Origin of the sequence: Pantoea sp. UBA4549, assembly GCF_002387285.1 — a bacterium.
Lineage (GTDB): Bacteria > Pseudomonadota > Gammaproteobacteria > Enterobacterales > Enterobacteriaceae > Pantoea > Pantoea borealis.
Genome location: NZ_DGLH01000006.1, coordinates 121,068 through 141,527, shown reverse-complemented (window position 1 = coordinate 141,527; position 20,460 = coordinate 121,068). Strand labels below are relative to the sequence as shown.

The window sequence follows — 20,460 nt, the reverse complement described above, 5'->3', positions numbered from 1 at the left end:
ACAGATGGATTTCCTCTCTGATGGCAGCAAAAATTATTGACGGTAAAACGATTGCGCAGCAGGTGCGTAGCGAAGTTGCGGAAAAAGTGCAGCAGCGCCTGGCAGCGGGTAAACGTGCGCCGGGTCTGGCCGTGATTCTGGTAGGCGAAAACCCTGCTTCGCAGATCTACGTCACCCATAAACGTCGCGCCTGCGAAGAGGTGGGCTTTGTCTCCCGTGCTTACAACCTGCCCGACTCTACCGGTGAAAGCGAGCTGCTGGCGCTGATTGATGAGCTAAACAGTGACCCGACCATTGATGGCATTCTGGTGCAGCTGCCGCTGCCGGCCGGGATCGACAACGTCAAGGTGCTGGAGCGCATCACGCCGGATAAAGATGTGGATGGTTTCCATCCCTATAACGTAGGTCGTCTCTGCCAGCGCGCGCCAAAGCTGCGTCCCTGCACGCCGCGCGGTATCGTCACGCTGCTGGAGCGCTATAACATCGATACCTATGGCCTGAACGCGGTCGTGGTCGGGGCGTCTAACATCGTTGGCCGCCCGATGAGCATGGAGCTGCTGCTGGCGGGCTGTACCACAACCGTTACTCACCGCTTCACCCGCGATCTGCGCCATCACGTGGAGCATGCCGATCTGCTGGTCGTGGCCGTGGGCAAGCCCGGTTTTATTCCGGGTGACTGGATCAAACCAGGCGCGGTGGTGATTGATGTCGGCATCAACCGGCTGGAGAGCGGCAAAGTGGTAGGCGACGTTGATTTTGCCGCTGCCGCTGAGCGGGCCTCTTACATTACGCCAGTACCGGGCGGGGTCGGGCCGATGACGGTAGCGACTTTAATTGAAAACACGCTGCTGGCGTGCGAAGCGTATCACGACGTGGAGGAAGCATAATGGCGAGTTTCTCACTGGGTAAACATCAGCACGTTGATCTGTGCGATCTGCTGAAGCTGGAAGGCTGGGTAGAGAGCGGCGCGCAGGCCAAAGCGGTGATTGATGAAGGTGAAGTACGCGTAAACGGGGCAATTGAAACGCGCAAGCGCTGTAAAATTGTCGCCGGACAGACAGTAGAGTTCGCCGGTCAGCGCATCACGGTTGTTGCATAACAAAAAGGGCGAACCCGGGTTCGCCATTTTTTCTTATTTGCGCCGCCAGATGGTGCCCTGCGGACCATCTTCCAGCACAATGCCGAGCGCGTTGAGCCGGTCACGCGCCACATCCGCCTGCGCCCAGTCTTTCGCCTGACGCGCATCGTTGCGCATTTTGATCAGCTGCTCAATCTCTGCCACTTCGTCATTATTCGTCTGCGCTCCGCTCTGCAGGAACAGCTCCGGATCCTGCTGCAGGATCCCCAGCACATTCGCCAGCTCGCGCAGTCTGGCCGCCAGGCCGTCAGCCGCCGCTTTATCTTCGCTCTTCAGACGGTTCACGTCGCGCGCCATATCAAACAGTACCGAATAGGCTTCCGGCGTGTTGAAGTCATCATCCATTGCCGCCCGGAAACGCGCTTCAAACGCTTCGCCACCGGCAGGCGCTGCGCCGGTATCGGTATGCCGCAGCGCGGTGTAAAGACGCTCCAGCGCCGCGCGCGCCTGGTTAAGGTTATCTTCGCCGTAGTTAAGCTGGCTGCGATAGTGCCCCGACATCAGGAAGTAACGTACCGTTTCAGCATCATAGTGCTGCAGCACATCGCGCACGGTGAAGAAGTTGCCGAGTGATTTTGACATCTTCTCACGGTCAACCATTACCATCCCGGAGTGCATCCAGTAATTGACATAGGGACCGTCGTGCGCGCAGGTGGACTGCGCCACTTCATTTTCGTGATGCGGAAACATCAGGTCAGAGCCGCCGCCGTGAATATCAAAGTGGCTGCCAAGCTGCCTGCAGTTCATGGCAGAGCACTCAATGTGCCAGCCAGGGCGGCCGTTGCCCCACGGCGATTCCCACGATGGCTCATCGGCTTTGGACATCTTCCACAGCACGAAATCCATCGGGTTGCGTTTTACGTCTGCCACTTCCACACGGGCGCCCGCCTGCAGCTGCTCCAGATCCTGACGCGACAGCGCGCCATAATCGGTATCGCTCAGCACGTCAAACATCACATCGCCGTTGTCCGCCACATAGGCGTGACCGCGCTCAATCAGCCGCTGCACCAGCTCGATAATTTCCGCGATATGGCGCGTGGCACGCGGTTCCAGATCCGGTGGCAGAATGCCCAGTGCGGCAAAATCCTGGTGCATCTCCGCAATCATGCGGTTGGTCAGCGTCTCAATGGTTTCGCCATTTTCGTTAGCGCGGCGAATAATTTTGTCATCAATATCAGTGATATTACGCACATACTTCAGCTGATAGCCAATATAGCGCAGGTAGCGCGCCACCACGTCAAATGCCACAAACGTACGCCCGTGGCCGATATGACAGAGGTCGTAAACCGTAATACCACACACGTACATGCCGATTTCACCAGCATGAATAGGTTTAAATTCCTCTTTCTGTCGACTCAGGGTGTTATAGATCTTTAGCATTGAACGGTTCCGTTTTTATCGTGTGCGGGAGACGCCTTCTTTGGTAGCCTGATATTGTGCCGTATTTTTCTGACTTGTGCATCGCTGAGATACCAGATGCCGTTGCCTTGCTGACGCGTTCCGGGAAATTATGATATAAGAGGCGTCGACAAAATGCCCGTCCGCATGCGAACGCGGCAACTGAGACTGAATACAACCTCCACAGGACGAATATAATGGTCACTTTCCAGACGAACCATGGCGATATCGTAATCAAAACCTTTGATGATAAAGCGCCGGCCACCGTACAGAACTTCCTGGACTACTGCCGTGAAGGTTTTTATGACAACACTATTTTCCACCGTGTCATCAATGGCTTTATGGTTCAGGGCGGCGGTTTCGAACCGGGCATGAAGCAGAAAGCCACTAAAGCTGAAATCCGCAACGAAGCGAACAACGGCCTGAAAAACACCAAAGGCACGCTGGCGATGGCGCGTACCCAGGCACCGCACTCGGCAACCGCACAGTTCTTCATCAACGTTGCTGACAACGACTTCCTGAACTTCCGTGACGAAAGCCTGCAGGGCTGGGGCTACTGCGTGTTTGCTGAAGTGGTTGAAGGCATGGACGTGGTTGAGAAGATCAAAGCGGTGAAAACCGGCCGCAGCGGTATGCATCAGGACGTGCCGACCGAAGACGTTGTCATCCAGAAAGTGACCGTCAGCGAGTAATGTCGCGTACGCTGTTTATCGCAGATCTGCATCTGTGTCAGGAAGAACCGGCAATTACTGCCGGTTTTCTGCATTTTTTGCAGGGTGAAGCGCGTGAGTGCGAGGCGCTTTACATCCTGGGCGATCTGTTTGAAGCCTGGATTGGCGATGACGATCCCAATCCGCTGCATCAGCAGATCGCCGCTGCCCTGCGCGCGCTGCCGGTGCCGGTGTTTTTTATTCACGGCAACCGCGATTTTCTGCTGGGCAAACGCTTTGCCCAGGCCAGCGGCATGACGCTATTGCCAGAGGAGCAGGTGCTGGAGCTGTATGGTCAGCGCGTGCTGATTATGCACGGTGACACGCTCTGCACCGACGATGCTGGCTATCAGCGTTTTCGCGCAAAGGTGCACCAGCGCTGGCTGCAGCGGCTGTTTCTGGCGCTGCCACTGCGTCTGCGGTTGCGCATCGCGGCCAGAATGCGCGCCGGCAGCCAGCAGGCGAACCAGCATAAATCGCAGTCCATTATGGATGTGAACCCGCAGGCGGTGGCGGCAGCCATGCAGCGCCAGCAGGCCCCGCTGCTGATCCACGGTCATACGCACCGGCCGGAAATTCATACGCTCTCTCTGAATGGCCTTCCCGCGCAGCGCGCCGTCCTTGGGGCGTGGCACGATGCAGGTTCCATGATCCAGCTTGACGCCAGCGGCGTAAAACTGATCGCTTTCCCCTTCTGATTGCGCGGGTACAATTGCCCGTTTTCTGGCCGCGCAACCGTTTTCCTTGCTGCTATCTCATGCTATTCTCTGTGCCCTTCTTACCTGCCTCACCGGCCAGGTTCGTCTGTCTATTCACAGGAGTTGACCGCATGTCATCCACCGCCGCCCCGGCCCGTATCGCCATCGTCATGGGTTCCAGAAGTGACTGGGCTACCATGCAGTTCGCCGAGGAAATTCTCAACAGCCTGGACGTTCCCTTTCACGTGGAGGTGGTCTCTGCCCACCGCACCCCGGACAAGCTGTTCAGTTTTGCTGAAGGTGCCGCCGCACAGGGCTACCAGGTGATCATTGCGGGCGCCGGCGGTGCTGCGCATCTGCCCGGCATGATCGCAGCAAAAACGCTGGTGCCGGTGCTGGGCGTACCGGTGCAGAGCGCCGCGCTGAGCGGTGTTGACAGCCTCTACTCGATTGTTCAGATGCCGCGCGGCATTCCGGTGGGGACGCTGGCCATTGGTAAAGCGGGCGCAGCCAACGCGGCGCTGCTGGCCGCACAGATCCTGGCCACCCACGATGCGGCACTGGCGTCGCGTCTTAGCGCGTGGCGCCAGGCGCAGACCGATGAGGTGCTGGAGAATCCGGATCCGCGGGGTCAGTCATGAAGCCGGTATGCGTACTGGGTAACGGTCAGCTGGGCCGTATGCTGCGCCAGGCGGCTGAGCCGCTGGGTATTGCGGTCTACCCGGTGGGACTGGATGCGGAGCCCGCCTCGCTGCCCATTGCAGAGAGCGTGATCACCGCCGAGATTGAACGCTGGCCGGAAACCGCCCTGACGCGCGAGCTTGCCCGCCACCCCGCGTTTGTGAATCGCGATATCTTCCCGCGTCTTGCCGATCGTCTGACGCAGAAGCAGCTGCTGAATGAACTTGGTCTGGCTACCGCACCGTGGCAGCTGCTGGCCGCGCCTGATGAGTGGCCGGCGGTGTTTGAGAAGCTGGGCGAACTGGCGATTGTCAAACGCCGCACCGGCGGTTATGACGGCCGCGGCCAGTGGCGGCTGCGGGCGGGTGAAACAGCGACCTTACCCGCTGAGTGCTACGGCGAATGCATTGTCGAACAGGGCATTAATTTCAGCGGTGAAGTATCGCTGGTAGGCGCGCGCGGTCAGGATGGCAGCATGGTGTTCTACCCGCTGACGCATAACCTGCACGAAGAGGGCATTCTGCGCACCAGCGTGGCGTTTCCGCAGGCTGACGCCACGCAGCAGCAGCAGGCGGAAACCATGCTCAGCGCCATTATGCAGGCGCTGGATTACGTGGGCGTCATGGCGATGGAGTGCTTTATCACGCCGCAGGGGCTGCTGATTAATGAGCTGGCGCCGCGCGTCCACAACAGCGGTCACTGGACGCAGAACGGCGCGTCCATCAGCCAGTTTGAGCTGCATCTGCGCGCCATCCTCGGCCTGCCGCTGCCGCAGCCGGCGGTATTTGCACCGTCAGTGATGGTGAACCTGATCGGCAGCGACGTAAATCATGCCTGGCTGACGCAGCCGCTGGTGCACCTGCACTGGTATGGCAAAGCGGTACGCCCCGGCCGCAAGGTGGGACACCTGAACCTCACCGACAGCGAGCCGTCACGTCTTGCCGCTGCCCTGCACGCGCTGCAGCCGCTGCTGCCGCCGGAATATGCCTCGGGCCTCGCCTGGGCGCAGGCGAAGCTCTGATTTGCTGACGGGGTCCCTCAGCCTGAGGGCCCCCGGTTACGCCGCGTCAAAGCGCCGGAACAGCGCTTTTCCTTTCAGCAGTTGCACCCCCAGCCAGCCGCCGCACAGCGACAGCAGAAGCGCCCCGCACAGCGGTAGCGCAAACCACAGCGTCCAGTCGGGCTGCCAGGGAAAATCAAAGATTTTACGCTGCAGTGCCCATAGCGCGGCCTCTGCACCCAGCGCAGCCGCTATTCCGGAAACCACCCCAAGCAGAGCAAACTCACACCACAGCGTGCCGCGCAGCAGCCGCCTGCTCGCCCCCAGCGTGCGATAGACCACCAGCTCCTGACGGCGCTGACGCATGCCAATCTGGATCTGCGCCAGCAGCAGCAGGACACCACACAGCGTCACCAGCACCACCATGATTTCCAGCGCCTGGCTCACCTGCGCCAGCACCTGGCCAATCTGTTTCATGATGCTGCCAATATCGAGCAGACTCAGCGTCGGAAACGCCCGGTTCAGCTGCGCCAGCAGCGCCGGGTCGTTCGCCATGCGAAAGCTGGTCAGCCAGGTCTGCGGCTGCTGATCCAGCGCACCGGGTGGAAAGATAAAGAAGAAGTTGGGCCGCAGACTCTCCCAGTCCACCTTACGCAGACTGCTGATGCGTGCGCTGAACTGCTGAGTATCACCGCTGAAAGTCAGCGTATCACCTGGCTTAACGCCCAGTCGCTGCGCCAGCTCCGCTTCAATCGAAACTTCCCCTGCCCGCGGGGGCCAGCTGCCGGCCAGCAGCGGGTTATGATCCGGCCGCTGCGCCTGCCAGGTCAGATTGAGTTCGCGGTTCAGCGCATTATCCTGACGGGGATCGGCCGCTTTGCCGTTCAGTTCAACCAGACGCGCGCGCACCACGGGATAAAAGGTTTCCGGTTTGATCTGATGCTGCTGCAAAAAATCGCGTACCTGCGGCACCTGCGCCTGCGTAATATTCAGCAGAAAATAGTTTGGCGCATCCGGTGGCAGCTGCTGCTGCCAGCGATCGAGCAGATCGCCGCGCATAACCAGCAGCAGCGCCAGCAGCATAAAAGAGAGTGAGAACGCGGCCAGCTGGCTCAGCGTCATTGCCGGCTGTCGCAGCAGACGATTAATTGCCAGCCGCAGCGCCAGGTTACGCACCACCAGCCGGCGCAGCAGCAGCAGCGTACCCCAGCCCAGCACAGCGAGCAGCAGCGCCAGCAGCAGCACGCCGGTGAGCAGCGCCCAGAGCATTTTGCTCCCCCCCAGCAGCAGTGCCAGCAATGCAACCACCACCAGCGCCATTACCGGCAGATAGAGGCGCAGCGGCCAGACGCGCGCCACCGCATCACGTCGCAGTACGCGCAGCGGCTGGGTAGCCATCAGCAGACGATAAGGACGCAGGCCCACCAGCAGGGAGATAACAAACAGGGTGCCCAGCGCCCAGAACCATGGCCAGAGGCTGGCGGCTGGCAGTGACGCAGGCAGCACCGGTTTCAGCATAGTAAGCAGCAGCAGTTCGATCCCCTGCCCCAGCGCGCTGCCGGTTATGCCCGCTAACAGCAACACTGCCAGCCACTGGCCGATAATCAGCCGCTGCAGCGCACGCCGCGTGGCCCCCAGCGTTTTCAGCACCGCCACCAGATCGTAACGGCTGCGACAGTAGTGGCTCATCGCTACCGCCACGGCTGCGATGGCCAGCAGCAGCGTCAGCAACGCTGAGAGCAGCAGAAACTGCTGCGCACGCTGCATGGAGCGGCCCAGCGCATCCTCTGAATTTTCCGTACTTATCCAGCGTTCGCCCGCTTTAAGGCGCGGTTCAATCCAGCGATCGTAGCGCGCCAGCGGGGCCGCATCGCCGGAAAACTTATAGCGCCAGCTCAGGCGGCTGCCGGGCTGAATGGCACCGGTTTTCTCAACATCGGCAAGGTTCATTAACAGACGAGGCGCCGTCTGGAAGGGATTAAACCCGCTGTCCGGCTCCTGAATTACCGTACCGGCAATACGCAGCGTGGCGTCGCCGACCTCTATCGGCTCGCCGACGCGCAGATCCAGCAGCGCCAGCAAACGCGGTGCGACCAGCACGCTGCCTGCAGCCGGACGCAGGCCCGGGGGCTCAGTCTGCAGCGTACCAAACATCGGATAGGCGTTATCCACCGCTTTGACATCTGCCAGCTGCGGCGTCTCCTGCGCAAAGGTCATGGTGGTGAAGCTGAGCTGACGACTGATCGCTAACCCCTCCTCACGCGCCTGTGTCAGCCAGGCTTCCGGCACCGGCCGGCTGCTGCGCAGCGTACGATCGCCCGCCATAAAATCGCGGCTCTGCTGGCTGAGTCCTTTCTCCATGCGATCGCTGATGGATCCCAGCGCCAGCACGCAGGCCACCGCCAGCGTCAGCGCCAGCCAGACGATCAGCAGCGAAGGCGAGCGCCATTCGCGCCAGAACCAGCGCCAGATCATGCTTCCTCCCACAGCTTGCCGTCACGCAGCCGCAGCCGCCGATCGCAGCGCGCTGCCAGCTGCTCATCGTGAGTAACCAGGATCAGCGTCGTGGCGTAATCACGGTTGAGCGAGAACAGTAAATCGGCAATGCGCTCTCCGGTCTGACGATCCAGATTACCGGTGGGTTCATCCGCAAACAGCAGGCCGGGACGCCCGCTAAACGCGCGTGCCAGCGCCACCCGCTGCTGTTCGCCCCCTGAGAGCTGCGCCGGCAGATGATGCAGGCGTGCTTCCAGGCCGAGCTGTGCCAGCAGTTCGCTGGCCTGAGCACGGCTGTCGCGGTCGCTTTCACCGCGCAGCAGCGCCGGCAGCTGTACGTTCTCCAGCGCGTTCAGCGTGGGCACCAGCATAAATGACTGAAACACAAAACCGACTTCACGGGCGCGCAGCGCCGCGCGCTGCTCTTCGTTCATGCGGTGCAGCGGCTGCCCCAGAAGGTGTACCTCGCCGCTGCTGCCATCATCCAGCCCGGCAAGGATCCCCAGCAGCGTCGACTTCCCCGATCCCGATTCGCCAATCAGCGCGAGCGTCTCGGCTGGTTTGACAACCAGCTCAACTCCGGTAAGGATTGAGAGCTGATGCTCACCCTGACCGACGGACTTAGTAAGATGATGAACCGCAACAATGTTTTCCGCTGGCATTATCCCTTCCTGTGTATGGTGCTGCTGCTGGTATCGCGCATTGCTGCGGCCGATACCCTGATGGTATTAGGCGACAGCCTGAGCGCCGGCTATCGGATGTCTGCCAGCGCCGCCTGGCCTGCCCTGCTCAGTACGCGCTGGCAGCAGCAGCCAAAAGTCGTGAATGCCAGCATCAGCGGTGATACCGCCGGCCAGGGTCTGGCCCGGCTGCCTGCACTATTAAAACAGCATCAGCCGCGCTGGGTGTTAATCGAACTGGGCGGTAATGATGGTTTACGCGGTTTTCCGCCGCAGGCTATCGCGCAGGATCTGCGTGCGATTATCAGTGCGGTAAAAGCCGCTGACGCGCAGCCGCTGCTGATGCAGATCCGGCTGCCCGCTAATTATGGACGACGATACACTGACGCGTTCAGCGCCATCTATCCGCGTCTGGCGGAAGAGTATAGCCTGCCGCTGGTGCCCTTTTTTATGGAGCAGGTCTATCTGAAGCCGGAGTGGATGCAGCAGGATGGTATTCATCCCAATCCGGATGCGCAGCCGTTCATTGCCCGCATAATGGCTGACGCGCTGGCTCCGCTAGTTAAGCATGACGCACGCTGAGCCGTGCGATTTTACAGGTAAAGAAATGCAAAAATCGGTTTTGATCACCGGCTGCTCCAGCGGTATCGGGCTGGCAGCTGCCAGCGATTTGCAGGCGCGCGGCTATCACGTGCTTGCCGCCTGCCGCCGTGCGGAAGATGTCGCGCGGATGACAGCACTGGGGTATACCGGCATCCGGCTCGACCTTGATGATGCCGCGAGTGTGGATGCCGCGGCAGAACAGGTGCTGGCACTCACCGGGCATTGCCTGCACGGGCTATTTAATAATGGCGGATTTGGCCAGTACGGGCCGCTGAGCAGCGTCAGCCGCCAGCAGCTTGAGAAGCAGTTCTCCACCAATCTGTTTGGCACCCATCAGCTGACGATGCGGCTGCTGCCGGCGCTGCAGAACAGCGGCGACGGCCGCATTATCAATACCAGCTCGGTGCTGGGACTGATCTCCACCCCGGGGCGTGGTGCCTATGCCGCCAGTAAGTGGGCGCTGGAAGCGTGGAGCGATGCGCTGCGTATGGAGGTGCGCGCCAGCGGCGTGCGCGTCAGCCTGATAGAGCCGGGACCTATCGCCACGCGCTTCACCGATAACGTGCAGCAGGGTGAACAGGATAAGCCGGTGCAGAATCCCGGTATCGCCGCACGCTTTACCCTGCCGCCGGAGGCGATTTTACCCAAACTGCGCCATGCGCTGGAGAGCCGTCACCCGCGGCTGCGCTATCCGGTGACGCTGGTGGCCTGGGGCATGAGTTTTCTGAAACGGCTGCTGCCAGGCTGGATGCTGGATCGCATTTTGCGCAGCAACTGAGCGGTAACATCAGCCAGCGCTTGAAGCGGGCCACTTTATCCCCATATTCTCTAAACACTTTCTGCCAGGAGCGTTTTTCATGTCACACGCTTTGATCACCGATATCAATGAGTCCAATCTGCAGCAGACGCTGGAGCAATCCATGCAGCTGCCGGTTCTGTTCTATTTCTGGTCTGAACGCAGTCAGCACTGCCTGCAGCTGACCCCGGTGCTGGAGCGTCTGGCACAGGAGTATGCCGGCCAGTTCCTGCTCGCAAAGCTTGACTGCGACAATGAGCCAGTGGTGGCATCTCAGTTCGGCCTGCGCTCGCTGCCCACGGTTTATCTGTTCCAGAATGGACAGCCGGTAGATGGTTTTCAGGGCCCGCAGCCGGAAGAGGCGATCCGCGCGCTGCTGGAAAAAGTTTTGCCGCGCGAAGAGGAGCTGAAAGCGCAGCAGGCCATGGAGCTGATGCAGCAGAACAAGCCGCTGGAAGCGCTGCCGCTGCTGAAAGATGCCTGGCAGCTGAGTAATAAAAACAGTGAGATTGGCTTTCTGCTGGCAGAAGTGCTGATCACCCTGAACCGCAGTGATGAAGCTGAAGCGGTGCTGGATGTGGTGCCGCTGCAGGATCAGGATACGCGCTATCAGAGCCTGATTTCGCAGATCGACCTGTTGAAGCAGGCGGCGGATACGCCTGAAATTCAGCTGCTGCAGGAGCAGCTGAACGCCGAGCCGCAGAACGCTGCCCTCGCTGCTAAACTTGCATTACAGCTGCATCAGGTAGGCCGTAATGAAGAGGCGCTGGAGCTGCTGCTGGGCTTTCTGAAAAGCGATCTCGCTGCCGGTGACGGTGAAGTGCGTAAAATGTTCCAGGAGATCCTGGCCGCGCTTGGCACCGGCGACGCCCTCGCCTCGCGCTATCGCCGCCAGCTCTATTCGCTGCTCTACTGACGGGTACGCAGACGGGCCGAAGCGACTCGGCCCGGTTATCTGACAGCCAGGAGGTTATATGCTGACCGCTATTCCTGTTCTCATCGTGCTGGTGCTGGTGATTGTATGGGCCGGTATCAAGATTGTTCCGCAGGGCTATCAGTGGACGGTAGAGCGCTTCGGACGCTACACCCGTACGCTGTCGCCGGGCCTTAATCTGGTGGTGCCGTTTATGGATCGCGTGGGCCGCCGCATCAATATGATGGAGCAGGTGCTCGATATCCCCTCACAGGAGATCATCTCCAAAGACAACGCCAACGTCACCATTGATGCTGTCTGTTTTATTCAGGTTGTGGATCCGGCGCGTGCCGCCTATGAGGTCAGCAATCTGGAGCTGGCGATCATTAATCTCACGATGACCAACATCCGCACGGTCCTTGGCGGCATGGAGCTCGATGAGATGCTGTCGCAGCGTGACAATATTAATACCCGCCTGCTGCATATCGTTGATGAAGCCACGAACCCCTGGGGCGTAAAAATCACCCGCATTGAGATCCGTGATGTGCGGCCACCGCAGGAGCTGATTGCCGCCATGAATGCACAAATGAAAGCTGAACGTACCAAGCGCGCCGATATTCTGGCCGCTGAAGGCGTACGTCAGGCTGCCATACTGCGTGCTGAAGGTGACAAGCAGTCACAGATCCTGAAAGCAGAGGGTGAGCGCACTTCCGCCTTTTTACAGGCCGAGGCGCGTGAGCGGCAGGCAGAAGCAGAAGCGAACGCCACGCGCATGGTGTCAGATGCGATCGCCGCCGGTAATATTCAGGCGATTAACTACTTTGTGGCGCAGAAATATACTGATGCGCTGCAGAAAATCGGCGAAGCCGGCAACAGCAAAGTCGTGATGATGCCACTTGATGCCAGCAGCCTGATCGGCTCGGTAGCGGGCATCAGTGAACTGCTGAAAGAGCGTCGTCAGGAGCAGGCACCGTGATGCTGATGGAGCTGATCGCCCACCCACACTGGTTCTGGCTGACGCTTGGCGGGCTGCTGCTGGCAGCCGAAATGCTGGGCACCAGCGGCTATCTGCTCTGGTGTGGTATGGCGGCGCTGCTGGTAGGGCTGGCCGAGTGGCTGTGGCCTTTCTCCTGGGCTGGCCAGGGGCTACTGTTTGCCGCGCTGACCCTATTGAGCGCGCTGGGCTGGTATGGCTGGATGCGACATCAGGCTGGGCAGCAGCAGCCAAACACGCTGAACCAGCGCGGTAAAGAGCTGATTGGCCGGCAGCTAACGCTGGAGGCACCGCTTAAAAGTGGTATCGGCCATGTACAGATTGGTGACAGCAGCTGGCGCGTGCAGGCAGCAGACGATTTGCCAGCGGGCACGCGGGTGACCGTCACGGCGGTTGAAGGGATCACGCTGCTGATTCAGCCGCGCTTGCCACCGGTGTGACCGCAGCAGCCCGCCAGCTGATCAATTATCGGGCACTCGGCGCCCTCATCGCCGGGACACGCCTCTGCCAGCGACAGCAGGCGCGCCCGCATGGCGTGCAGCTCTTCAATATGTGCCGCAATTTCATCAGCCTTCTGCAGCGTGCGCGCTTTGACATCCGCACTGTGCCGCGCAGGATCGTTGAACAGCGCCACCAGCTCGCGGCACTCATCCAGCGTAAAGCCAACCTGGCGCGCCTGGCGCAGCAGGTGCAGCTCTTCCAGATGGCGTTCGTCATAATGCCGGTAGCCATTTTCGCTACGCAGCGGCGGTGTCACGATCCCTTTCTCTTCATAAAAGCGGATCGCTTTACTGGTCAGCCCGGTTTTTCTGGCGACGTCGCTGATATTCATGCTGGCTCCTTGACCTTCCCCCGAATGGAAGGTTTACGCTTATAACTACTGCAACCGGTGCAGCCGGTCAACTCTGTTCATTAAGGAGACCATGATGTCAGATATACAAACACTCGCGCTGGAGGGACTTTCCTGCGGCCACTGCGTCAAACGGGTTAAAGAGGCGCTGGAACAGCGCAGCGACGTGGAGCAGGCGGAGGTCACGCAACAGCAAGCGCGCGTGACCGGCGCTGCCAGCGCCAGCGATCTGATCGCCACTGTGGAGCAGGCTGGCTACCACGCCACGCTGCAGCCTGAGGCTACCTCCCCAAAGTCTGATCCGTTGACAGCTCAGGAGCCGCCGCCGGAGGCGCTGACAACGGCCTCTCAGCCGGCAGAAGCGGCGCTGCCGGTACAGCATCTGCTGATAGCAGGCATGAGCTGTGCCAGCTGCGTCAGCCGGGTAGAGAACGCGCTGCGCGCGGTACCCGGTGTCACCGAAGCGCGCGTTAACCTCGGCGAACGCAGCGCGCTGGTGCTGGGCGAAGTTAACGCACCGGCGCTGATTGCCGCCGTGGAGGGTGCAGGCTACAGCGCTGAAGCGATCGAAGATGAGCAGCGCCGGCGCGAGCGTCAGCAGGCGAGCGCGCGTCAGGCGATGCGTCGCTTCAGCTGGCAGTCGGCGCTGGCGCTGGGTTTTGGCATTCCGATGATGTTCTGGGGGATGGCAGGCGATCACATGATGCTGACGCCAGCGAATCAGACGCTGTGGCGTACGCTGGGCGCCGTTACGCTGCTGGTAATGATCATTGCCGGTGGCCACTTTTACCGCAGCGCCTGGCGCAGCCTGCGATTTGCCACGGCCACTATGGATACGCTGGTGGCGCTCGGCACCGGCGCCGCCTGGCTCTACTCCATGAGCGTGGCGCTGTGGCCGGAATTTTTTCCGGTGCAGGCACGCCATCTCTATTTTGAAGCCAGCGTGATGATCATCGGTCTGATTAACCTTGGGCACGCGCTGGAGCAGCGTGCCCGTCAGCGCGCCTCGCGGGCGCTGGAGCGGCTGCTGGATCTGACCCCGGCTCAGGCGTGCGTGGTTACCGACCAGGGTGAGCAGCAGCTGCCGCTGAGCGCCGTCACCGCCGGTATGACCCTGAAACTGGTCACCGGTGATCGGGTGCCGGTGGACGGCGACGTCACGCAGGGTGAAGCCTGGTGCGATGAAGCGATGCTGACCGGCGAAGCCGTGCCGCAGGAGAAAGCGCCTGGCAGCAAGGTTTATGCCGGCACAGTGGTGCAGGATGGCACGCTGCGCTTTGTGGCCAGCGCCACCGGCAGTCACACGACGCTGGCGCGTATTATTAATCTGGTACGTCAGGCACAAAGCAGCAAACCGGAGATAGGTCGCCTCGCCGATCGCATCTCTGCCGTCTTTGTACCGGTCGTCGTGGCAATTGCGCTGCTGAGCGGGCTGACCTGGTATCTGGTCGGGCCGCAACCGCAGCTCGCCTATGCGCTGGTAATTATTACCACCGTCCTGATTATCGCCTGTCCCTGTGCGCTGGGACTGGCCACGCCGATGTCGGTTATCGCCGGTACCGGCCGGGCGGCAGAACTGGGTATTCTGGTGCGCGATGCTGACGCGCTGCAGCACGCCAGCGAAACCAATACGGTAGTATTTGATAAAACCGGTACGCTGACGCTGGGATCGCCGCAGATCGGCGAGATCTGCCGCTATGCAGACTGGGATCAACAGCAGATCCTGCAGGCGGCAGCAGAGCTGGAGCAGGGATCCACGCATCCGCTGGCCAGTGCGATCCTCGCTGCCGCGCCGCAGCCGCCGGCCGCAGAGATCACCCGCTTCCGGACGCTGCGCGGCAGGGGCGTGAGTGCGCAGGTGGCAGGCCAGACTCTGCTGCTGGGCAATACGACCCTGCTTGATGAGCAGCAGATTAACTATGACGCCGCGCGGGCGGATATCGCACGCATCGCTGCAACGGGTGCCACGCCGGTGCTGCTGGCCGATGCGCACCAGCTGCTGGGCCTGCTCGCGCTGCGCGATAACCTGCGACCAGAGAGCAAAGCTGTGCTGCAGCGTCTGCATCAGGCTGGCTACCGGCTGGTGATGCTGACGGGCGATCATCAGGCCACCGCCAGCGCAATCGCCGCTGAAGCGGGAATTGATGAAGTGATTGCCGGCGTGCTGCCAGAGGGCAAGGCAGAAGCCATAAGCCGCCTGCAGCAGCAGGGATGCCGGGTCATGATGGTAGGTGACGGCATTAACGATGCGCCGGCGTTAGCACAGGCGGATACCGGTATTGCAATGGGCAACGGCAGCGATGTGGCGGTAGAAACCGCGGCGCTGACGCTGATGCGTAACGACCTGCACGGTGTGGCGGATGCACTGGCTATTTCACAGGCCACGCTGCGTAATATGCGTCAGAATCTGCTGGGCGCATTTGTGTATAACAGCCTGGGCATTCCGATTGCAGCGGGCGTGCTCTATCCCTTTACCGGCCTGCTGCTGAGTCCGATAGTCGCAGGGGCAGCGATGGCCCTCTCTTCTATCACCGTGGTCAGCAATGCAAACCGCCTGCTGCGTTTTACTCCGGTCGGGCGGCAATAGCAGCCAGCGCGCTGTTTTTAGGCGGCATAAATCGCTAGCATGGGCGTTTTACCCTAACAGGAGCGGACATGAACAGCCCTATCTGGCAACGTCTCTGGCAGCGGATCGCCGCGCTTTTTCCGTCTGCCTACCGCTGGCCGGCAATGGATATGCGCCTGGGCGACCGGCAGCTGCATCTGACCGGCAGTATTCATATGGGGACGCGCAACATGCAGCCTCTGCCGGCCGGGCTCTTGCGCCAGCTGCAGAAAGCGGATGCGCTGATTGTGGAAGCGGATATCACGCGTGGCGGCTCTCCCTTTGCCGATACAGCAGATTTACCGCCGCTGCACACCCGGCTGGATAGCGCCACGCTGACGCGGCTGCAGACGCTGTGCAGGGATTTGGGGCTGGAGAGTACGCTGTTTGATACCCTGCCCTGCTGGCAGATAGCGCTGATGCTGCAGGCGCACCAGGCGCAGCGGCTCGGACTGCGTCCGGAGTATGGTATCGATTATCAGCTGCTGCAGGCAGCAAAGGCCGCAGACAAGCCGGTTATTGAGCTGGAGGGGCCGGAGACGCAGATCGCGCTGCTGAAATCCCTGCCGCAGGAGGGCCGGGCGCTGCTGGTGGACACGCTTGAGCACTGGCATACTAATGCACGCCTGCTGCAGACGATGATCAGCTGGTGGCTTGAAGCGCCCCCCGCGCAGCAGCCGGTGTCGCTGCCCGCCACGTTTGGCGGTGAGCTGAGCGATACGCTGATGCGCAACCGTAATCAGCAATGGCGTGAACAGCTGCTGGCGCTGCCATCCGGTCGCTATCTGGTTGCCGTTGGCGCACTTCATCTTTATGGCGATGATAATCTGCCCGGTTTGCTGAAAAAGAAGCAGACGTAGCCAGACGTCTGGCCGCACAGGCCTGGCAGAAGGATAAGATAAAAAAAGAAGGCCGATATCACTATCGACCTGTCAAAGAGGAATTTGTTTATGATTTTGGTTATCGCCAGGGTAAGTGGCGCGGGATAATTCTCGCGCAAAGTTCAGATTTTCGCCACTGTTATTACTGCAATCTTTGAGAAGAATTTTTGTCGTAAGGATTAACGATGACCCCTGCAGTCAAACTTCTGGAAAAAAATGGCGTGGCGTTTACGCTGCACCCCTATGAGCATGACAGTCATGAAACGAACTTCGGCGATGAAGCGGTGCGCAAGCTCAATCTTGATGCGCGGCAGGTGTTTAAAACGCTGCTGGTCGCGCTGAACGGTGATGCGAAAGCGCTGGCAGTGGCGGTTACGCCGGTTGCGTCCCAGCTTGATCTAAAAAAAGTGGCAAAAGCGCTGGGCGCAAAGCGAGCAGAGATGGCCGATCCGCAGCTGGCGCAGCGCGTCACCGGCTACCTGCTGGGCGGCATCAGTCCGCTGGGCCAGAAAAAACGCCTGCCAACGGTGATCGACCGGCAGGCATCAGCGTTTGACACGATTTTTATCTCCGGCGGCAAACGCGGTCTCGACATTGAACTGGCCGCGCAGGATCTGGCGCGGCTGCTGAATGCCACCCTGGCTGACGTGGCACGCGGCGATTAATCGGGCTGCTGCGCGCAAAGCTGATCGATCATCCAGCGCCCGGCCGGGCCGGGCGGATTGCGCCGCGACCAGACCACATCCACTGCGATATGCTGCGGCCAGCCGGGAACGCAAAGCTCTTTCAGAACCTGATGGCCAAACTGCTCCACCAGCCAGCGCGGCAGCACGCTCCAGCCAAACCCCTGCTCCGCCATCTCCAGCAGCAGCAGATACGTCGGCGCTGACCAGGTTCGCCCCGCCGCCGGCAGCGGTCCGCGCGTCTGTACCCAGGTGTTCAGCCGCAGCTGCCGCAGCGCGCTGAGCTGCGCTTCACTTACCTGATCCTGCTGCGCCAGCGCGTGGTCCTGATGCAGGAAAATTGCCATCTGCGCCTCCACCTGCAGCCGTGCCACCGCCAGATCGGGCGGCAGCACGGGCTGCGTGCGAACCACGCCCAGATGTACCCGCCCCGCCTGCAGCAGATCCAGCACATCCTCATCCTCTGCGATCATGCATTCAAAGTCGATGTCGGGGTAGCGGGCATCAAACCGCGTCAGCAGATGTTCATGGTGGTCGGCCTGCCAGAAATCGGAAATAGCCAGACTCAGGCGCGGCTCTACGCCCTGCGACAGGCGCAGCGCCAGCTCATCCAGCCGCTGACTGGCGGCCAGAATCTGCTGCACCTGAGCCAGCGCGCGCTCACCCTGCGGCGTCAGCACCGGCTGACGGCCGCGACGGTCAAACAGCGTAAAACCTAAATCAATTTCCAGGTTAGCAATGGCAGCGCTGATGGTGGACTGGCTTTTTGCCAGCGCGCGGGCAGCGGCAGAGAAAGAGCCGCTTGCAACGGTCTGGACAAAAGCCTCAAGGGATTCCGGAGAGTATTTCATGGTTTACCATCGCTTTTTTCGATAGACGCTCATTTTATCTCAGATGCGTGCAGTGCGAAAATGCGCGTGATTACGTAACCGGAGGTTATTTATGCGTACCCGTTCGCTGAAAGAACGTATTCTTCACGCCGTGGGCTTTGAGGGCCTGGCTATTGTGACCATCGCGCCACTGGCAGCATGGATTATGGATAAGCCGCTGTTCCAGATGGGCACGCTGGCAATTGCACTCTCTACCGTCGCGATGCTGTGGAACATGATCTATAACACGCTGTTCGATCGCATCTGGCCGCCGCATCAGAAACGCGGGCTGGGGCTGCGCGCCCTGCATGCGCTCTGTTTTGAAGGCGGATTCATTCTGATTGGTCTGCCGATTGCCGCCGGCATGCTGCATATTTCGCTGCTTAACGCGTTTTTGGTAGAGGTGGGCTTTTTTCTGTTTTTCCTGCCTTACACCATGGTTTACAACTGGGTCTGGGATAAGCTGCGCCTGCGCTGGTTTGCGCAGGCGTCGTGCCGCGCGTGATGCAGGGACCACGCTGCCTCCCGGCGGAGGCAGCGTGGTCATTCTCCCTTAATCCTGCGCCGCCCGTGGCCAGATCCACGCCAGGAACATACGCGGATAGCTGCGCTTACGCTGTTTTTCCAGCGCCCTGTCGCGCTCCCGCACCTGCTCATCGGTCAGATGTACTATGGCTGGTGGCACAAAATCAGCGGTTTTCAGCGGCGAATGCTGAGTGACGTAGTCGCGCAGCACATCAGCATCGCGCAGACCGCTATTACGGTAGCCTGCCAGCGTCGTCAGCTGCGGATAGCCATCGCCGCCGCTGGCGTTAAAGCTGTTAGTGGCGAGGCGATAGGTCTTCTTCTTCTCCAGCGGCTTCCCGTTGATTTTGACATCACTGACTGATTTACCATCGGCCACCAGGCTGACGCCGGCTAACTGAGCAAAGCCGCCGGAGTTGGTTTTGATATTCGCCACGCGGGCAAGATAGTCCTGCAGCGCCTCACCGCTCAGCGTGACCGACACCACCTGATTGCCAAACGGCTGCACCTGCAGCAGATCGCGCAGGCGCAGTTCGCCAGCTGCCAGCGACGTGCGGATGCCGCCGCCGCTGATCACTGCCACATCTGCTTTGGTCGCGGCCATCTGCGCACGCAGGATCAGCTGTGCCAGATTGGTTTGCTCAAAGCGGACTTTATTGCGCTCGCCGACAAACAGCCCGTCACTGCGGCCAACGGCTACATCCAGCTGTTTACCGGCGCGCAGCTGGAAAGGCGTCAGCAGCTTCATCATCGCCGTATTAGGGACGATCGGCTCCTGATAAGGCAGCCAGGTTTCACTGCCATCCTGATTCGTGACTTTATGCTTCAAATTAACCGGAATGAGCTGATAATTTTCCAGCGTCAGCTCGCCATTGCGAAAGGTAAAATCGCCGCGACCGACATATTTGCCCCACTCCTTAGCCTGCATGATCCAGACGCCATTTTGCCGATCGGGCTGGCAGGGCTGGCCCGGCTGGTAATCCGGAACGCTGCTGTTAGCCTGCGCCATACAGACGGCATCGTGTGAGTGGCCGCCCACGATAACACTCAGGGTGCCAGGCGGCAGACTGCGCGCCAGCTCAACGTCGCCCGGGGCGTTACTGCCGTGCTGGCCGTCGTCATAGTGCCCCATATGCGTCAGCGCGATAATCACATCGGGTTTCTCCGTTGCGCGCAGCTCTGCTACCGCTTTCAGCGTCTCTTTAACCGGATCGCGTATCTCAAGCTCTGCAACATTTTCCGGATTGGTGATACGCAGCGTATCCGTAGTGGTCAGCCCGATAACCGCTATTTTCAGGCCCATACGGTTAAATATGGCCCAGGGCGAAAACAGTCGCCGATCGCTGCCTTTTTGATAGATATTGGCAGCGAGAAAAGGGAAACGCGCCCACTTTTGCTGCTGTTCCAGCACGCTCATGGGCTTGTCAAATTCGTGATTTCCCAGCGCCATAGCGTCATAGCCAACCAGATTCATGCCGCGAATGTCAGGCTCTGCATTCAGTAAATCTGACTCCGGCACGCCGGTGTTAATATCCCCGGCAGAGAGGATGAGTGCCCCTCCTCCGCGCGCCTGTACATCATAACGCTGCTGGTCCATCAGGGTCTTTTGTGCTGCCAGCCCATACTCACCCTGCGCGTTACTCCAGAAATGGCCATGATGATCGTTGGTATGCAGGATGCTGAAACGATAGCTGCGATCGGTTTGCCACGCCTGCGCCAGCATCGGCACCAGCAAAACCAGCAGCGCCAGCCAGGGCTTTTTAGGGGTAAGTAACAACACAACGCTCTCCTTGTTCGGTTTTTTCCACCACATCGTGGACCTGACAGATTTCTGCCCTCTGTGTCGCACAGTTCCTGCCTTAACTCAAGCCGAAAGGCAGTATCCGCTGCTATTTTCATCTGTTCTGCCCGGCAGGGCGCACCGGCAATGCTGCGCTTTT

At 60.2% G+C, this 20,460-nt stretch carries 21 protein-coding genes; 15 read left to right on the top strand and 6 right to left on the bottom strand.

All coding sequences use genetic code 11. The features are described from left to right. The first annotated feature begins 20 nt into the window (after positions 1-20). Together folD and ybcJ are read left to right on the top strand one after the other, a co-directional pair. Positions 21-887 carry a bifunctional methylenetetrahydrofolate dehydrogenase/methenyltetrahydrofolate cyclohydrolase FolD gene (gene folD / locus B3041_RS03995; RefSeq protein ID WP_065649896.1) on the top strand — a complete coding sequence of 289 codons (867 nt, stop codon included), beginning with the start codon at positions 21-23 and terminating at the stop codon, positions 885-887. Then, positions 887-1,099: a ribosome-associated protein YbcJ gene (ybcJ, locus tag B3041_RS03990; RefSeq protein WP_039383070.1), complete on the top strand. Its 213-nt coding sequence runs from the start codon at positions 887-889 to the stop codon at positions 1,097-1,099. Before folD ends, ybcJ begins: the two co-directional genes overlap by 1 nt. A gap of 33 nt (positions 1,100-1,132) precedes the next feature. Here ybcJ and cysS read toward each other — a convergent pair whose 3' ends face one another. Beyond that, positions 1,133-2,518: a cysteine--tRNA ligase gene (gene cysS / locus B3041_RS03985; protein WP_292969599.1), complete on the bottom strand. Its 1,386-nt coding sequence runs from the start codon at positions 2,516-2,518 to the stop codon at positions 1,133-1,135. A gap of 215 nt (positions 2,519-2,733) precedes the next feature. Here cysS and ppiB point away from each other — a divergent pair, with 215 nt between their 5' ends. From ppiB to purK, 4 genes are all read left to right on the top strand, one after another. Beyond that, the gene (gene ppiB, locus B3041_RS03980; RefSeq protein ID WP_039383066.1) at positions 2,734-3,228 is read left to right on the top strand and encodes a peptidylprolyl isomerase B; all 495 of its coding nucleotides are present in this window, start codon (positions 2,734-2,736) and stop codon (positions 3,226-3,228) included. Continuing rightward, a complete protein-coding gene (locus B3041_RS03975) occupies positions 3,228-3,944 on the top strand; it encodes a UDP-2,3-diacylglucosamine diphosphatase (protein ID WP_065649898.1) in 717 nt (238 codons plus the stop codon). The genes ppiB and B3041_RS03975 overlap by 1 nt, the downstream gene beginning before the upstream one ends. Positions 3,945-4,075: 131 nt before the next feature. Beyond that, positions 4,076-4,585, top strand: a complete 510-nt coding sequence (gene purE / locus B3041_RS03970) for a 5-(carboxyamino)imidazole ribonucleotide mutase (protein WP_065649899.1) — start codon at positions 4,076-4,078, stop codon at positions 4,583-4,585. Continuing rightward, positions 4,582-5,646: a 5-(carboxyamino)imidazole ribonucleotide synthase gene (gene purK, locus B3041_RS03965; protein WP_292969595.1), complete on the top strand. Its 1,065-nt coding sequence runs from the start codon at positions 4,582-4,584 to the stop codon at positions 5,644-5,646. The genes purE and purK overlap by 4 nt, the downstream gene beginning before the upstream one ends. Before the next feature lie 36 nt (positions 5,647-5,682). On the opposite strand, the gene ybbP is transcribed toward purK, so the two are convergent. Both ybbP and ybbA read right to left on the bottom strand, forming a co-directional pair. Further along, positions 5,683-8,100: a putative ABC transporter permease subunit YbbP gene (gene ybbP / locus B3041_RS03960; protein WP_292969593.1), complete on the bottom strand. Its 2,418-nt coding sequence runs from the start codon at positions 8,098-8,100 to the stop codon at positions 5,683-5,685. After that, positions 8,097-8,783, bottom strand: a complete 687-nt coding sequence (gene ybbA / locus B3041_RS03955) for a putative ABC transporter ATP-binding protein YbbA (protein WP_292969591.1) — start codon at positions 8,781-8,783, stop codon at positions 8,097-8,099. Before ybbA ends, ybbP begins: the two co-directional genes overlap by 4 nt. Between ybbA and tesA the strand changes: the two genes are divergently transcribed. From tesA to B3041_RS03930, 5 genes are all read left to right on the top strand, one after another. Beyond that, a complete protein-coding gene (gene tesA / locus B3041_RS03950; RefSeq protein WP_139074203.1) occupies positions 8,751-9,383 on the top strand; it encodes a multifunctional acyl-CoA thioesterase I/protease I/lysophospholipase L1 in 633 nt (210 codons plus the stop codon). The genes ybbA and tesA overlap by 33 nt on opposite strands. Positions 9,384-9,408: 25 nt before the next feature. Further along, positions 9,409-10,182 (top strand): SDR family oxidoreductase, encoded by a 774-nt coding sequence (locus tag B3041_RS03945; protein WP_292969588.1) that lies wholly within the window; start codon positions 9,409-9,411, stop codon positions 10,180-10,182. Between the two features lie 79 nt (positions 10,183-10,261). After that, positions 10,262-11,116 carry a co-chaperone YbbN gene (locus B3041_RS03940; RefSeq protein WP_292969586.1) on the top strand — a complete coding sequence of 285 codons (855 nt, stop codon included), beginning with the start codon at positions 10,262-10,264 and terminating at the stop codon, positions 11,114-11,116. Positions 11,117-11,174: 58 nt separating this feature from the next. After that, a complete protein-coding gene (locus tag B3041_RS03935) occupies positions 11,175-12,089 on the top strand; it encodes an SPFH domain-containing protein (RefSeq protein WP_065649903.1) in 915 nt (304 codons plus the stop codon). Beyond that, entirely contained in the window at positions 12,089-12,547 is a 459-nt protein-coding gene (locus B3041_RS03930) for an NfeD family protein (RefSeq protein WP_065649904.1), read from the top strand. The genes B3041_RS03935 and B3041_RS03930 overlap by 1 nt, the downstream gene beginning before the upstream one ends. Here B3041_RS03930 and cueR read toward each other — a convergent pair. Next, positions 12,523-12,939: a Cu(I)-responsive transcriptional regulator gene (gene cueR, locus B3041_RS03925; protein ID WP_065649905.1), complete on the bottom strand. Its 417-nt coding sequence runs from the start codon at positions 12,937-12,939 to the stop codon at positions 12,523-12,525. The two genes, B3041_RS03930 and cueR, sit on opposite strands and share 25 nt — an antisense overlap. 94 nt (positions 12,940-13,033) lie before the next feature. On the opposite strand from cueR, the gene copA reads away from it, so the two are divergent. The 3 genes from copA (at position 13,034) to ybaK (ending at position 17,108) form a co-directional block, all read left to right on the top strand. After that, positions 13,034-15,544, top strand: a complete 2,511-nt coding sequence (gene copA / locus B3041_RS03920; RefSeq protein WP_292969583.1) for a copper-exporting P-type ATPase CopA — start codon at positions 13,034-13,036, stop codon at positions 15,542-15,544. A 68-nt stretch (positions 15,545-15,612) separates the two neighbouring features. Beyond that, positions 15,613-16,422, top strand: coding sequence for a TraB/GumN family protein (locus B3041_RS03915; protein ID WP_292969581.1), 810 nt, complete (start codon positions 15,613-15,615; stop codon positions 16,420-16,422). Positions 16,423-16,628: 206 nt separating this feature from the next. Next, positions 16,629-17,108 (top strand): Cys-tRNA(Pro)/Cys-tRNA(Cys) deacylase YbaK, encoded by a 480-nt coding sequence (gene ybaK, locus B3041_RS03910; protein WP_065649908.1) that lies wholly within the window; start codon positions 16,629-16,631, stop codon positions 17,106-17,108. Here ybaK and B3041_RS03905 read toward each other — a convergent pair. Next, positions 17,105-17,977 carry a LysR family transcriptional regulator gene (locus B3041_RS03905; protein WP_065649909.1) on the bottom strand — a complete coding sequence of 291 codons (873 nt, stop codon included), beginning with the start codon at positions 17,975-17,977 and terminating at the stop codon, positions 17,105-17,107. The genes ybaK and B3041_RS03905 overlap by 4 nt on opposite strands. A gap of 91 nt (positions 17,978-18,068) precedes the next feature. Between B3041_RS03905 and B3041_RS03900 the strand changes: the two genes are divergently transcribed. Further along, complete coding sequence (locus B3041_RS03900; protein ID WP_065649910.1) at positions 18,069-18,500, top strand: multidrug/biocide efflux PACE transporter; 432 nt, start codon at positions 18,069-18,071, stop codon at positions 18,498-18,500. Positions 18,501-18,548: 48 nt separating this feature from the next. Here B3041_RS03900 and ushA read toward each other — a convergent pair whose 3' ends face one another. Then, on the bottom strand, positions 18,549-20,243 hold the full coding sequence (gene ushA / locus B3041_RS03895; protein WP_292969840.1) for a bifunctional UDP-sugar hydrolase/5'-nucleotidase UshA: 1,695 nt from the start codon (positions 20,241-20,243) through the stop codon (positions 18,549-18,551). Positions 20,244-20,460 lie beyond the last annotated feature (217 nt).

Bases quoted from the DNA above. Each gene is read 5' to 3' on its own strand.
- tesA (WP_139074203.1), top strand. From the start codon at position 8,751: ATGATGAACCGCAACAATGTTTTCCGCTGGCATTATCCCTTCCTGTGT.
- B3041_RS03915 (WP_292969581.1), top strand. From the start codon at position 15,613: ATGAACAGCCCTATCTGGCAACGTCTCTGGCAGCGGATCGCCGCGCTT.
- B3041_RS03935 (WP_065649903.1), top strand. From the start codon at position 11,175: ATGCTGACCGCTATTCCTGTTCTCATCGTGCTGGTGCTGGTGATTGTA.
- ybaK (WP_065649908.1), top strand. From the start codon at position 16,629: ATGACCCCTGCAGTCAAACTTCTGGAAAAAAATGGCGTGGCGTTTACG.
- purK (WP_292969595.1), top strand. From the start codon at position 4,582: ATGAAGCCGGTATGCGTACTGGGTAACGGTCAGCTGGGCCGTATGCTG.
- ppiB (WP_039383066.1), top strand. From the start codon at position 2,734: ATGGTCACTTTCCAGACGAACCATGGCGATATCGTAATCAAAACCTTT.
- ybcJ (WP_039383070.1), top strand. From the start codon at position 887: ATGGCGAGTTTCTCACTGGGTAAACATCAGCACGTTGATCTGTGCGAT.
- B3041_RS03940 (WP_292969586.1), top strand. From the start codon at position 10,262: ATGTCACACGCTTTGATCACCGATATCAATGAGTCCAATCTGCAGCAG.
- ybbA (WP_292969591.1), bottom strand. From the start codon at position 8,783: ATGCCAGCGGAAAACATTGTTGCGGTTCATCATCTTACTAAGTCCGTC.
- folD (WP_065649896.1), top strand. From the start codon at position 21: ATGGCAGCAAAAATTATTGACGGTAAAACGATTGCGCAGCAGGTGCGT.
- copA (WP_292969583.1), top strand. From the start codon at position 13,034: ATGTCAGATATACAAACACTCGCGCTGGAGGGACTTTCCTGCGGCCAC.
- cysS (WP_292969599.1), bottom strand. From the start codon at position 2,518: ATGCTAAAGATCTATAACACCCTGAGTCGACAGAAAGAGGAATTTAAA.
- cueR (WP_065649905.1), bottom strand. From the start codon at position 12,939: ATGAATATCAGCGACGTCGCCAGAAAAACCGGGCTGACCAGTAAAGCG.
- B3041_RS03975 (WP_065649898.1), top strand. From the start codon at position 3,228: ATGTCGCGTACGCTGTTTATCGCAGATCTGCATCTGTGTCAGGAAGAA.
- B3041_RS03945 (WP_292969588.1), top strand. From the start codon at position 9,409: ATGCAAAAATCGGTTTTGATCACCGGCTGCTCCAGCGGTATCGGGCTG.
- B3041_RS03905 (WP_065649909.1), bottom strand. From the start codon at position 17,977: ATGAAATACTCTCCGGAATCCCTTGAGGCTTTTGTCCAGACCGTTGCA.
- purE (WP_065649899.1), top strand. From the start codon at position 4,076: ATGTCATCCACCGCCGCCCCGGCCCGTATCGCCATCGTCATGGGTTCC.
- ushA (WP_292969840.1), bottom strand. From the start codon at position 20,243: ATGCTGGCGCAGGCGTGGCAAACCGATCGCAGCTATCGTTTCAGCATC.
- ybbP (WP_292969593.1), bottom strand. From the start codon at position 8,100: ATGATCTGGCGCTGGTTCTGGCGCGAATGGCGCTCGCCTTCGCTGCTG.
- B3041_RS03930 (WP_065649904.1), top strand. From the start codon at position 12,089: ATGCTGATGGAGCTGATCGCCCACCCACACTGGTTCTGGCTGACGCTT.
- B3041_RS03900 (WP_065649910.1), top strand. From the start codon at position 18,069: ATGCGTACCCGTTCGCTGAAAGAACGTATTCTTCACGCCGTGGGCTTT.